Origin of the sequence: Paenibacillus polymyxa, assembly GCF_001719045.1 — a bacterium.
GTDB lineage: Bacteria > Bacillota > Bacilli > Paenibacillales > Paenibacillaceae > Paenibacillus > Paenibacillus polymyxa_B.
Genome location: NZ_CP015423.1, coordinates 3759162 through 3771638, shown reverse-complemented (window position 1 = coordinate 3771638; position 12477 = coordinate 3759162). Strand labels below are relative to the sequence as shown.

The window sequence follows — 12477 nt, the reverse complement described above, 5'->3', positions numbered from 1 at the left end:
CTCCAACAACTAACTTACACAAAACAATGACTTGCCATCCCTCCCCATCAGAGTTAACATACACACACTTCAACAACGGGAGGGAAATGTGTTATGTCAGATTGGCCAGATTGGTTCTTAGAAGCATTACGCCATAGATTTTATCAATATGAACTTGCTAGTGAACAACAGGCTTCATGTTCAACAGAGGAAAAAAACTTATTCACTCAAATGGATCAATTCAAAACCAACCAAAATGAGGATATCCAGCATCTGCTATCTGAATGGGAAGAAGCCATAGGCGATCAGCTAAGTCAGGACAACAATCCATGTATATGGAAGGAGTGAAAGACGGGATTCGATTGATTCTTCCCGTCATACAACCCACGGTTGCTCGTTAGCTATTGATTGCATTAGCCCATGATTTTTTTAGTCCAGTATTTCATCCATACTCATTCCATTTTTCAAGGTAAAAACAAAATGCGCTGGTGAGAGAATGGTTATCTTCTTCACCAACGCATTAAATAGTTATCATCAGTAGCTCATAGAAACGGTCAATTTCCGTTCATTGCTTACTATTTTTCTTACGAATCATACCAAATAAAAAAATTAATAATAAAACAGAGAACAAAAATGTATAACCTATTAGCAAGGGTTTTAGATTAGATTCTCCTGTATTGATATATATTCTTCCTACTAGAATAAGAAGCATAATTAGTGATAGTCCAAAGTTTTCACGGTTATATTTCCTTGTCTTATATTTAATAATTCTATAAATCAGAAAAAATAGTAGTAAGAAAGATACTATTGAGATAATAACGAAAACCATATTTGCATGTCCCCCTTTAAAATAAAATTAGCAAAGGTTTAATATCACCTTTGCTAATTTTATTACTCTTCAGCCGAAAATTACATACGTTGAATATAATTATATGCTTGTTTAAGACTTGATCTAGCTTGTGAACGATCATTAACCACACCAGCCGCTGATGCTGCTCCAGTAAGTCCAGAGCCAACTAATCCTACAACTGTTTCCCATGTAACTGCCGCTACACCAAGAGCAATCAAAGTTTGAGCCAAATTATATTTCATACTGGCATGAGAAGTAGCAAAAGCGTTTATGTTACTTATAGCTAGGGATGTGTATAAACCTGTGATAGGGACATTTGTTTTGGAAACATGGCTTCCATCTGGTCCCCAACTAGTCCATATTTTAAAATCATTATAACTAAAAAAGTTATATGTTTTATAGTTACCATAGACGATCCTCTGGAACAATTCCCTTGGTATCTTTTCTGACCGCTTCAATTTCTTCTTTGTTGATAGGAACTTGGATATCTGGATCATTCTTAATTTCCTGCTCCGACTGATACCATCTGATCGAGCTCGTTATATCACTCATATTGATTACGTTCTTTTTATCTACAGCAATATAACAAATTCCAGATTTATCAGGTAAATACCGATAACTGGTTGCCCAGTATTCGACCTTTCCATATAACGCAGGACAGAGGAAACTCTCCAGCTGTTGCTTCAATTTGCTCCAGGACATGTATCCTTCTATGTTCTCAAAGCCTACTACCAGTATTTGCGGCTGTCAGGCTTTCTTTTTGAAAGATGAGACAATTTATTTAAATCACTTTATATCCTACATTCATTTAATCTGTTTTCTGTAACGCATGGGCCATAAAATCCTTAACCAGCATCGCCACACTCTCCACATGAACCGTATGCGGAAACATATCTACGGGTTGCACTTCCACTGTACTATACCCGCCATCCTCCAATATCCTTAGATCCCGCGCCAGTGTGCTTGGGTTACAGGATACATACACCACACGCTCTGGCTTCATCTCTAGAATGGTGTCGAGCAGGCGTGGATCACAGCCCTTACGGGGCGGATCGACAACGATAACATCAGCTGTGATCCCTTGCTCTTTCCATGCAGGAATGACGTCTTCGGACGCGCCTACCTCAAATTTCACATTGCGCATTTCGTTCAACAGCGCATTACTTCGTGCATCGTCGATGGCTTCTTTAACGATCTCGACCCCATACACCTGATCCGCATGCTGAGCGAGGAACAAAGAAATCGTGCCAATGCCGCAATACGCATCAATTACCGTTTCTTTGCCCGTGAGCCCGGCATATTCGACGGTTTTGCTATACAGCACTTCTGTTTGTACGGGATTCACCTGATAAAAGGATCTTGGGGAAATCGCAAACTGTACGTTTCCAATGTAGTCGTAGATCACGTCACGACCCCACAGTACACGAGTCTCGTCGCCAAAAATAACGTTCGTTCGCTTCGTATTCACGTTCTGGCATATGCTTGCCACGTGTGGGATATGCTCACGGATACTGCCGATCCACGCATCTGCATGCGGAATATCTCGCCCATTCGTCACGAGCACCAGCATCATTTCACCTGTGCGAAAAGCAGTCTTTACAACGACATGGCGCAGCAGCCCGCGTCCGGTTTCTTCATTATATGCACTGATGCCCAGCACTCGTCCAATCTCTTTCACACGTGCGACAACTTCGTCATTACGCTCATCCTGAATGAGACAGGTGTTCATATCCACGATACGATGGCTGCCACGTGCATAAAAACCGCCCACAAGCCCGCCCTCGGTGACACCAATTGGCACCTGGGCTTTGTTGCGGTATCGCCAAGGCTCACTCATACCGAGTGTAGGATGCACGACTACGCCATGTACACGCGACATGCTGTCGACATTTCCATCCGCATTCATGGCCGAATCAGAAGTCGAGAATGTATCGGCCTCACCATCTGTATCCGCAGAAGCAGCCAAAACCTGTGCAGTATGCTCACTGGGCTCTGTAGCCACACTCAGCTTCCCGATACGCTCCAGCACATCCACGACATGCTGGCGTTTCCAGCTGAGCTGCGCTTCGTAGCTCATATGCTGGATCTGGCAGCCACCGCATTGATCGTAGATGGCGCACGGTGCTGCGATCCGGTCAGGGCTAGCCTGCGCGATATCTAGCAGCTTGGCATACCCATACTGCTTTTTCGTTTTTAACACCTTTACTCGAACCTTTTCACCCGGTAACGCACCTGGAACGAACAGCGTAAAACCCTCGACACGTCCTACGCCCTCACCATCGTGGTTCATGCCGATGATGTCTATCACGGCCTCATCATTCTTTTGTACAGGCAGATCGCTACGCTCTACACTGGATCGAATACGATTGGATGGAGTTGCTGATGCTGCATTCCGGCGGCTTTTTCCACGTCCGCTACGGTTATTCGTCATGATTGTCACTTCTTTCTGATCTTCTTTTTATGCAATATTTTCTTTCGGACGTCTAATTTGAACGTTCATCTAAACATACAAATATCAACTCGAAAATGCCGTTACTCCCCACGGAGAACGGCAAGAACCAATATGTTCACACAAAAAACAACTACCTACTCTGCATTCCATATACTATATTGCATTGCCGCCCGGAAGCGGAAATATTTCCTCATCATTCCTCACCGGAAAACATTCAAATGATGCGGCAAATTCCGGAAAGTCGCTGGCAAGGTGCCCCCTAGTTCGCCATCCAGATTGAGCTGGACATAGCCGGGTGAGGTCACTTCCATGTAATCTGTTTTAAAATAAACAATCTTCTTATCCTGCAAATGCTCACCACGCAGCGCAAGGGTTACCAATCGGATCATCTCCGCCAGATTACATTTCCGCACAGCGATGACATCGAGCAGTCCATCATCTATTGTCGCCCCAGGAGCAAGCTTTTCAAACCCGCCCACCGAATTCGTATTCGCAATCAGGAAGAGCATAAACTCGTCGTGAATCACTTCCTGACCCGATGCCTTGATGATCAGCTCCTGTGGAGCAAGGCTGACCATCTTCTCCATACCTTTAAAATAATACGCCAACTGGCCAATCATCGTTTTGAGCTTGCTCGGAACTTCATACGTAAGCTCGGTTAAAGTTCCCCCGCCTGCAATGTTGATAAAGTAGCGGTCGTTCGCTTTTCCGATATCCAGCGGCTTCGGATTTTGACGAATAACGAGGTCGCAATAATCCTCCCAGTGCTTGGGGATGCCCAGTGCTCTGGCGAAATCATTCGTCGTCCCCAGAGGAAACACACCTAGGGGCGGGCGGTTTTCTCTTTCAGCCATCCCGTTAATGACCTCATACAATGTACCGTCGCCACCAGCGGCGATAATCATGTCATACCCACGCTCAATGGCCTCTATTGCGGCACGCGTTGCGTCCCCTTCACCCGTAGTTGCATGGCAAGAGGCTTCAATACCCCCTTCATCTAGGCGCTGCAAAACATCCGCAAGACGACGCTTCATTTCCTCACGCCCAGAGGTCGGATTATAGATTAATCTAGCTCTTTTCATTCCGTTACGCCACCCGTATATTTAATGATATTTATATTCACATAGCAGTTCATCACATTCAGTCTGTACAAAATATCATCATACTGGAAAAAGACCTCTTTTACAATAAAAGAAGCCAGACTTTGCCCAAATAAAGAAATTTAAGGCTAAGATGACGCTATAGCCGAACCAGACTACCTATGACTTGACCTTGCTTGCTTCTGCACACTTTGCAATAATTCACGAATTTGTCTATCCATCCAGCTTGTGAGCAAAGGATGCGGTAATAAAGGGGCTCCTGAATAACGGTATTCGAGTCCCTGCAAGCGTTTAGGAATCATACGACTTGTAAAATATCCCGAACTCAAAAATAGCGGTGCCACAATAACATCATGACCCCGCTCCTGATTCCAATACGCTGCCTTGTCGTACACACTCTCGGGATTTAGCAAAGCGTGGTCCGTGATGATACCGCTCACGCTTTGCACCGTACGGGCCAACGAAGAAACCCCCTGCTCCCAGCGCTGAAAAAAGCCGTTGTGCACACTGCCGTGACCTACGAGTAAAATAACCTCTCTCGCAGGGTCGGCTGATAGCGGGCGAACCTTGTCCCACACCATGCGGGCAACATCTTCTCCGTCATCCAGCGGGCTGCCAAAATGCACTTGCGCCTTCAGTCGAAACGGCTCCAAATCTGTTTCTTTGTCTGGCGCATCTTTGACACCCAGCGCATAGCTAATCTCATCTACATGCGTACTGCCTGATGACACAAACAAAGGTATAACCAATATATCTGTTACACCCAAAGCTTCCAGACGGTCAATACCATTTTGAATCAATCTTCCTTTAACCGTTTCCAAAAATGAAACCTCTATCGGCATTTCTTCCGACAAATGAAGCTTCGCAACTGCCTGATCCACCTGTTCCACCCAATATGGCTCCCTAGAGCCATGGCTGATTACCAGTATCCCAGGGCTCCGCATTAGCGTCCCAGACGTTCCAGAGTCATTTTGTACCCGTCATTACCATAGTTCAGACAACGTTTAACACGTGAAATGGTAGCTGTGCTGGCCCCCGTCTCTGCTTCAATCTGATTATATGTGCTGCCTTTGCCTAGCATACGGGCAACCTCTAGACGTTGGGAGAGGGATTGAATTTCATTAATCGTGCACAGATCATCAAAAAATACATAGCACTCTTCCAAATTTTTAAGAGTTAAAATAGCTTCGAACAATTGATCAATACTTTTATCATTAAGCTTTTTAAGCTGCATGGATTATCATCTCCCAAGGTTACGATCTCTCCTCATTGTACCCGAGGAATAGTCGGTTTTTCAAGCATTAACGGTTTCACGCATTACAGAACAACATTATGACCATAGAAACGTACCGTACGAATGCCCAAATCCGCTTTTATACCTGATTTCGGGACACGCGCCTAAACCCACTGTGCGTTTGTAACATACAGTAGAGTATCAACCTGCAAAGGAATGTGATCTCATGCCTGGACACTACTATCATCGGAGGCCGCTACAGCGTTCCCTTTCCGATCCGTATAGTTCATCTCCTTATCCCGGACTCGATCCATACAACGAGGTTCCGCAAGCCGGTTCTTCCGGGCTGGTTCCTTACGAGGCGCCAGCGAGTATTACGGATTCTGCCGTGGTCACACCAGACCCGGTTCCAGCCAAAGGAGGACTGCTTGGGGGTCTTGGCAACCTCGGTAATCTCAACGAAATCAAAGGCTTCATTGACCGTATGGGTGGCATTGATGGAATTGTTGCTACGGTCGGCAAGGTGCAAAAGGTTATGTCTAGTGTGCAGCAATTTGCTCCAATGGCGAAGCTGATTATGGGCTCGCTCCCAGCATTCGGCAAATCCGCGAGCAAAAATTCTGCCACAGATATCACCGAGGAATTGGATGAATACACACCACCACGCCCACGCCGGAAAAAGACGCAGCGCAAAAGCACCACTACCCCGCGCAGACGTCCGCGCAAGCGCAAAAGAAAGTAGACTATACTATTTGAACCAGCCACGGCGCATAAACCAGACCACCATTGCAACACTCAACAAAAACATGAAGAACAGTACACCAAAATATCCATATTTCCAGGTCAACTCGGGCATATTCGAAAAATTCATACCATAAATTCCTGCAATCAGCGTCAAGGGCATAAAGACGGTCGTAATTACGGTCAGCGTCTTCATAATTGAATTCATGCGATTGGAATTGAGCGATATATAACTGTCCCTCAGGTCGGCTGTCATCTCGCGGTCGGCCTCCAGCATGTCTGTCAGCTTCAATAAATGATCATATATATCGGTAAAATAAGCCATATGATCTCCTTGGCCCTGCACATGCTGCGAATTCAAAACTCGGTACATCAGATCACGCATGGGTACGATGGTACGGCGTAGCTTGAGCAGCCTGCCACGCAGGTCAAACACCTGCTTCATTAATTCCTCTACGGATTCGCGACCGCCCAAGCCCTCCAGCTCGGCCAATTCATCCTCAATCATAAAAAGGCTCGGAAAATAGTTATCTACCAGCTTGTCCATCACCGTGTAGGCTGCAGACAGCGGCCCTCGCGACCATATTTTACGTTCATTCGCATGCTGGACAATCCGCTCCCAGGCTTGATCCAGCTCCTCTAACTCATGATGGTGATATGTAACCAAAAAACGACTGCTAATAAACATATCCACTTCTTCCGCAGCTAACGTATCTACATCAAGCGCATGCACGACCAGAAACTGCACATCCTCGTAATAATCCAATTTGGGACGTTGCAGAACATGCATACAATCCTCCACAGCCAATGGGTGAAAATGAAAGTAACTCGTCAGCAGCTCCGTCTCTCGATCTGTAGGCTCGCTAAAATCTACCCACATCCATATGTAATCCTCCATGACGATCTGATCCAATGGTTTTCCCACTGTTACCTGATGATCATGACCTATAGTCAATGTACGTATCACCGTACGTCCCCCTCGCTTACACTTCGCGTCTGTTATGTTATTTATATTTTATATAAGCCAATTAACATTATACCAATCTCAAGTCCTGTATTCCTTTTAATAAAGAAAAGGATATCTCCAGGCCAACATGCCTCCCAAGATATCCTTATAAAATAATCAATTCATTATAAATTAAATCTTTTTTACAAATCCTGTGCTTGTCGCTTCATATCCTAATCGGCGATAAAAATGATGAGCATCCTGTCGCTCACTTCGATTACCACTGTTCAAAGCAATGGCAACCAACCCGTTCTCTTTAGCCCAAGCTTCCGCTTCCTCATTTAACGCCTTCCCGATGCCTTTATTACGATGTTTTGAATCCATCACAAAAACGACGATACGCGCGTAATCTTCATTTCTTTCATAAAAGTTACCAGCATGTAGTCCAACCATCCCAACGACTTCCCCTTCATCTTCAGCCACCAGAGTATGGTAGTTAGGGTCAGAAGCGATACGATCATATCTCATCTTCATATCTTCTACAGTCGTAGGATAACCAAGCTCCTCCATTAGATAAGCCAAAGCCGGAATATCCTCATGATGAGCAGTCCTTATCTTCAAAGCAAGCCCTCCATTTATGAAAATAAACATCAAAAATGAAAATCACTCGCGCTCTATAGAGATGTACACAAGCGCCATTACGCAGTCATATGTTGCTTGTCTCGCTATTTCCCTCGACGCAGCAATCAAAGCGATGTGCTAATTCCTCCTCCTGCTCCCCCGAATGAATGGGACAGACTTTTGCAAGAACAAGAAGGAGCGGGTTTAGCGGCAGTAGCGTAGCGGTCCATTTGAATCTGTAGAAGCGGCAGCGTTCGCCTTTGCCTCTGAATTTTCACCTTATAAGGTCCTATACAATCCAAAAATTCAGGGGCAACAGCGATCGAAAGATCAAATGGATCGCGGAGCGTCTCACAACGAGATCCCCGCCTACAAACACAAACCCTGCCTCACTTTTAATCCTCTTACAATACCTTTTCCAAGAAACTAATAGTCCGCTCGTTTTTCGGATTACCAAATACCTCTTGTGGCGTTCCTTCTTCTACGATGTAACCACCGTCCATAAACACAACACGGTCGCTTACTTCGCGTGCAAAACCCATCTCATGCGTTACGATCATCATCGTCATGCCTTCACGCGCCAGATCTTTCATTACGCCCAGCACTTCGCCTACCATTTCAGGATCAAGCGCCGAGGTCGGCTCGTCGAACAGCATAATGTCTGGATTCATTGCCAGCGCACGTGCAATCGCCACACGCTGCTTCTGACCGCCGGAAAGCTGTCCTGGCAGTGCATCTGCCTTATCGGCCAAACCTACACGATCCAGCAGCTTCATAGCCGTTTCCCGGGCCTCTGCCTTGGACTGTTTCCCCAGTTCAGTCGGCGCGAACATAATGTTCTTGAGCACGGTCATATGCGGAAACAAATTAAAATGTTGAAATACCATACCTATATTTTCACGGACTTTGTTAATGTCCACGTTTTTGTCACTCAAGTTGTAGTCATCCACAATGACCTCACCTGCGGTAATTTCTTCAAGCATGTTCATACAACGCAAAAACGTACTTTTTCCCGAACCAGAGGGGCCAATGACACAAACAACCTCGCCTTCACGTACTTGCATATCGATGCCCTTTAATACTTGATTACTACCATAGCTTTTTTTCAGGTTTTTAACGATAATTTTACCCACGGCGAACTCTCCCTTCGAGACGGTTGGAAATTTTGGTCAGAACTGTAATGACGATAAGATACATCACCGCTACTACCAGCCAAATATCAAAGGATTGGAATGTCCGCGCAATAATGATCTTACCCGATTGGGTCAACTCGACCAGACCGATAACAGACAAAATGGACGTATCCTTCAACGTAATAACCAACTGATTGATAAACGACGGGATCATGATTTTCACAGCTTGTGGCAAAATGATTTTAAGCATAGCCGTCCGATAGGGTAGACCAAGCGAACGAGCTGCTTCCATTTGTCCCGGATCAATGGACTGAATACCACCACGGATAATCTCAGTTACATACGCACCCGCATTCAGGGATAATGTCAGTACAGCCGCGACAAAAAGCGGCATTTTGAAATCCAGTGCCTGTGGAATACCAAAGTAAATAAAGAAAGCGAGCACGATCAGCGGAATACCGCGGAATATATCGACGAATACAGTTGCAATACCACGGAACACCTTGTTATGGCTTACTTTCATAAAGCCAAACACCAACCCTAGGATAAAGGCTACGAGTAAAGATACAAGTGTGTACAGCAACGTATTTCCCATGCCCTTAATCAGCGAAGGCAGCGAAGCGGAAATCAGTCCCCAGCGGCTGGTCTCTACAGGCGCCACACCTTTGCCCGATTCGCCAAGATATTTGGCCAAAATTTTATCGTATTCCCCGCTATTGCGCAGATTAACAAGCCCTGCATTAAATTTCTCCAGCAACTCCTGGTTCTTGCCTTGGTTAACAGCAAACCCGTAAGAAGCACCTTTTTCCTTATCTGTTACCAGCTTAAGGCCGTTATTCTGGTTTACACCATATGCCAGTACCGGATAGTCATCAAAGCAGGCAACCGAATTACCTGTTTTGACTTCATCATACATTTGAGAAGAATCATCGAACGGTACTGTAGTAAAGCCGTATTTGGCCTTAATCGATTCTGCGAATGTGTAACCTTCCGTTCCTGTTTTGACAGCGACACGCTGTCCTTTCAAGTCCTCATAGCGTTTAACCGTATCATTATCCTTGCGGACCGCCATGACGACGCCTGAATCAAAATAAGGCTCGGAAAAATCAAATTTCCGCTTACGTTCATCGGTAATACTCATCCCGGCAATGACACCATCCACTTGATTCGTTTCAAGGGCCTGCACTGCCGCGTTAAAGCCAAGAGGCTTAATCGTATATTCAAAATTCTGATCCTTGGCAATAGCTGCCAGCAAATCCATGTCGATTCCGACAAATTTACCATCTACATCTTCAAACTCAAAAGGCGCGAACGTTGTATCCGTGCCGATATCATACTTTGTTTTATTTTCTGCATGTGCCACTACACCGAAATTACCAGCCAGGGCAACCACAAAAAACAAACAAATCATGAGTGCTATTAGTTTTCTAGATTTTTGCATAATTTCCTCCAGTCAGTTGAACGGTTCAAAGTTTTCTGTTTATTCTACAGGAGTTATTAAAAATTGACTACTTTGATGTCAGGTATTTTTGAAAAACATTTCATGGAACTATCTGGAGGTGTAAACTTTGAAGAAGCCGTTTTGCCCCAGAATGCCAATAAGCCCCTGCCGCAAAAAGCGGACGGAAGCTTATTGTGTATTCTATAGTGTGTACCTATTTTTCAAGAAATAATAATGAACTAGAAAAGAATTTTGAAAATCAATCCAGATAACAGCGCAGCAATCGGTATCGTTATCACCCAAGTAATAATAATTCGACCGGCCAGCGACCAACGCACAGCGGAAAAACGCTTCGCAGAACCCACACCCAAAATAGCCGAAGTAATGGCATGAGTGGTACTTACGGGCAAATGAAGCAATGTAGCTGTGAAAATAACAGAGGCTCCCGAAATGTCGGCTGCGAATCCGTTAATTGGCTCGATTTTAAAAATCTTGGTTCCCATCGTCTTGATGATTTTCCAGCCCCCGATAGACGTACCCAGCGCCATGGCTGTTGCGGCTGAAATTTTCACCCACATGGGTACTTCCAAATGGTCCTGATACCCCGCCGAAACGAGTGCGAATGTAATAATCCCCATCGCCTTTTGAGCATCATTCGTACCATGCGTGAACGACTGAAGCGCTGCCGTAATGACCTGCATTGTACGAAACCCTTTGTTTACCGTATGCGGACTACGACGAGCGAAGATGTATTTTAAAATTATCATCACGATGTAACCGACAACAAAAGCAATCAACGGGGAGAAAATAAGTCCTTCGACAATCCCGATGAAGCCGCTCCAGTTTAATTTATCCGATCCCGCACCTACATACACCGCTCCAGCCAATGCACCAATTAGTGCATGAGAAGAGGATGAAGGAATACCGAACCACCAGGTTAAGAGGTTCCAGATAATCGCAGCGATCAGCGTCGCAATGACGATATCAATTCCATTCGTAAGCTTGGTTGGATCAGCGACACTTCCACCAATGGTCTTCGCAACGCCTGTAAACAATATTGCCCCGAGAAAGTTCATGACCGCAGCCATAATAATCGCACGTCGCGGGGTCAATGCACGGGTCGATACCGAAGTTGCAATCGCGTTCGCCGTATCATGAAAACCATTAATAAAGTCAAATGCCAGAGCAAGAAAAATAACAATACCCAATACCAGTAAACTTGTATCCATGTAAAAGGACTCCCTTACGAGTTACGCATAATGATGGATTCCAGCATATTTGCAACATCCTCGCATGAATCCGTTGTCGTTTCAAGGCGTTCGTACAATTCTTTGCGTTTAATCAGTTCAATAGGGTCAGTTACAGTTGCAAACAGGTTTTTGATGCATATACGCAATAATTCATCCCCCTGATTTTCCAAATCATTCAGGCGAATAGTGTATTCACGAATGGCCAGCAATTTTTTCTGCGAAAGCAAATGTACAGCTTTCTGAATTTCGTAAGATGATTGACGCAGAATATCAGCGAACTGCACAATATACTCGTCCGGCTCCGTAATGTTGTACATATAAAAACGAGAAGCCGTCGCTTCAAGACCGTCCAACACATCATCCATGGTTGTTGTCAGTTCCATGATGTCGTCGCGTTCCAACGGCGTAATGAAGGTCTTGTTCAGCTCAGTAATAATCGTGTGTGTGTAATCATCACACTTATTTTCATACTTCTTCATTTCATTTGTAAACAAAGTCACATCCTGAAGATTTGAAGTATGTTGGGCAAAATAATCGGCTGCTTGCACGATCGTATCTGCCATATTTTCCAACGTCTCGAAGAATATATCCTTTTTCTTCAATCTCATAACGATTACCCCTTTACGAAAATATCCGCAACCTGTTTCGACTGCAATAGACAACCTTTGCTATCTTATCACACTCATCAATGTTTTTGTAATGTTTGTAAAAGCAAATTTCACGACATACG

14 protein-coding genes and 1 pseudogene are annotated in these 12477 nt (G+C 44.8%); 3 read left to right on the top strand and 12 right to left on the bottom strand.

What is annotated here, in order from left to right:
• Positions 1-93 precede the first annotated feature (93 nt).
• Positions 94-327, top strand: a complete 234-nt coding sequence (locus tag AOU00_RS26640; protein WP_231109468.1) for a hypothetical protein — start codon at positions 94-96, stop codon at positions 325-327.
• A 561-nt stretch (positions 328-888) separates the two neighbouring features.
• On the opposite strand, the gene AOU00_RS26315 is transcribed toward AOU00_RS26640, so the two are convergent.
• The 6 genes and pseudogenes from AOU00_RS26315 to AOU00_RS16850 form a co-directional block, all read right to left on the bottom strand.
• Entirely contained in the window at positions 889-1257 is a 369-nt protein-coding gene (locus AOU00_RS26315) for a hypothetical protein (protein WP_155729738.1), read from the bottom strand.
• Positions 1238-1531: pseudogene (locus AOU00_RS16870) on the bottom strand (SF0329 family protein); the annotation flags it as partial. The gene AOU00_RS26315 and the pseudogene AOU00_RS16870, both read right to left, overlap by 20 nt.
• Positions 1532-1637: 106 nt before the next feature.
• Entirely contained in the window at positions 1638-3260 is a 1623-nt protein-coding gene (rlmD, locus tag AOU00_RS16865; protein ID WP_069291138.1) for a 23S rRNA (uracil(1939)-C(5))-methyltransferase RlmD, read from the bottom strand.
• A gap of 221 nt (positions 3261-3481) precedes the next feature.
• Entirely contained in the window at positions 3482-4363 is an 882-nt protein-coding gene (locus tag AOU00_RS16860; RefSeq protein WP_013308843.1) for a diacylglycerol kinase, read from the bottom strand.
• Positions 4364-4536: 173 nt separating this feature from the next.
• Complete coding sequence (locus AOU00_RS16855; RefSeq protein ID WP_081330722.1) at positions 4537-5325, bottom strand: sirohydrochlorin chelatase; 789 nt, start codon at positions 5323-5325, stop codon at positions 4537-4539.
• Positions 5325-5615, bottom strand: coding sequence for a YerC/YecD family TrpR-related protein (locus tag AOU00_RS16850; protein ID WP_007428885.1), 291 nt, complete (start codon positions 5613-5615; stop codon positions 5325-5327). Before AOU00_RS16850 ends, AOU00_RS16855 begins: the two co-directional genes overlap by 1 nt.
• 226 nt (positions 5616-5841) lie before the next feature.
• On the opposite strand from AOU00_RS16850, the gene AOU00_RS16845 reads away from it, so the two are divergent.
• Positions 5842-6357, top strand: a complete 516-nt coding sequence (locus AOU00_RS16845) for a hypothetical protein (protein ID WP_061830840.1) — start codon at positions 5842-5844, stop codon at positions 6355-6357.
• 6 nt (positions 6358-6363) lie between these two features.
• On the opposite strand, the gene corA is transcribed toward AOU00_RS16845, so the two are convergent.
• The 4 genes from corA to AOU00_RS16825 all read right to left on the bottom strand — a co-directional run bounded on the left by corA (position 6364) and on the right by AOU00_RS16825 (position 10497).
• Positions 6364-7323, bottom strand: coding sequence for a magnesium/cobalt transporter CorA (corA, locus tag AOU00_RS16840; protein ID WP_061830842.1), 960 nt, complete (start codon positions 7321-7323; stop codon positions 6364-6366).
• 171 nt (positions 7324-7494) lie between these two features.
• On the bottom strand, positions 7495-7923 hold the full coding sequence (locus tag AOU00_RS16835) for a GNAT family N-acetyltransferase (RefSeq protein ID WP_069291136.1): 429 nt from the start codon (positions 7921-7923) through the stop codon (positions 7495-7497).
• 404 nt (positions 7924-8327) lie between these two features.
• Complete coding sequence (locus AOU00_RS16830) at positions 8328-9056, bottom strand: amino acid ABC transporter ATP-binding protein (RefSeq protein ID WP_061830844.1); 729 nt, start codon at positions 9054-9056, stop codon at positions 8328-8330.
• The gene (locus tag AOU00_RS16825; protein ID WP_023987086.1) at positions 9049-10497 is read right to left on the bottom strand and encodes an amino acid ABC transporter substrate-binding protein/permease; all 1449 of its coding nucleotides are present in this window, start codon (positions 10495-10497) and stop codon (positions 9049-9051) included. Before AOU00_RS16825 ends, AOU00_RS16830 begins: the two co-directional genes overlap by 8 nt.
• A gap of 63 nt (positions 10498-10560) precedes the next feature.
• On the opposite strand from AOU00_RS16825, the gene AOU00_RS26310 reads away from it, so the two are divergent.
• Positions 10561-10704 carry a hypothetical protein gene (locus AOU00_RS26310; RefSeq protein ID WP_155765244.1) on the top strand — a complete coding sequence of 48 codons (144 nt, stop codon included), beginning with the start codon at positions 10561-10563 and terminating at the stop codon, positions 10702-10704.
• Between the two features lie 32 nt (positions 10705-10736).
• Here AOU00_RS26310 and AOU00_RS16820 read toward each other — a convergent pair whose 3' ends face one another.
• Both AOU00_RS16820 and AOU00_RS16815 read right to left on the bottom strand, forming a co-directional pair.
• The gene (locus AOU00_RS16820; RefSeq protein ID WP_039272398.1) at positions 10737-11726 is read right to left on the bottom strand and encodes an inorganic phosphate transporter; all 990 of its coding nucleotides are present in this window, start codon (positions 11724-11726) and stop codon (positions 10737-10739) included.
• A gap of 14 nt (positions 11727-11740) precedes the next feature.
• Entirely contained in the window at positions 11741-12355 is a 615-nt protein-coding gene (locus AOU00_RS16815) for a DUF47 domain-containing protein (RefSeq protein WP_069291135.1), read from the bottom strand.
• Between the last annotated feature and the right edge of the window lie 122 nt (positions 12356-12477).

Coding starts and splice junctions, on each gene's coding strand:
- AOU00_RS16820 (WP_039272398.1), bottom strand. CDS start 11,726: ATGGATACAAGTTTACTGGTATTGGGTATTGTTATTTTTCTTGCTCTG.
- AOU00_RS16855 (WP_081330722.1), bottom strand. CDS start 5,325: ATGCGGAGCCCTGGGATACTGGTAATCAGCCATGGCTCTAGGGAGCCA.
- AOU00_RS16860 (WP_013308843.1), bottom strand. CDS start 4,363: ATGAAAAGAGCTAGATTAATCTATAATCCGACCTCTGGGCGTGAGGAA.
- AOU00_RS16850 (WP_007428885.1), bottom strand. CDS start 5,615: ATGCAGCTTAAAAAGCTTAATGATAAAAGTATTGATCAATTGTTCGAA.
- rlmD (WP_069291138.1), bottom strand. CDS start 3,260: ATGACGAATAACCGTAGCGGACGTGGAAAAAGCCGCCGGAATGCAGCA.
- AOU00_RS16845 (WP_061830840.1), top strand. CDS start 5,842: ATGCCTGGACACTACTATCATCGGAGGCCGCTACAGCGTTCCCTTTCC.
- AOU00_RS16825 (WP_023987086.1), bottom strand. CDS start 10,497: ATGCAAAAATCTAGAAAACTAATAGCACTCATGATTTGTTTGTTTTTT.
- AOU00_RS16815 (WP_069291135.1), bottom strand. CDS start 12,355: ATGAGATTGAAGAAAAAGGATATATTCTTCGAGACGTTGGAAAATATG.
- AOU00_RS26640 (WP_231109468.1), top strand. CDS start 94: ATGTCAGATTGGCCAGATTGGTTCTTAGAAGCATTACGCCATAGATTT.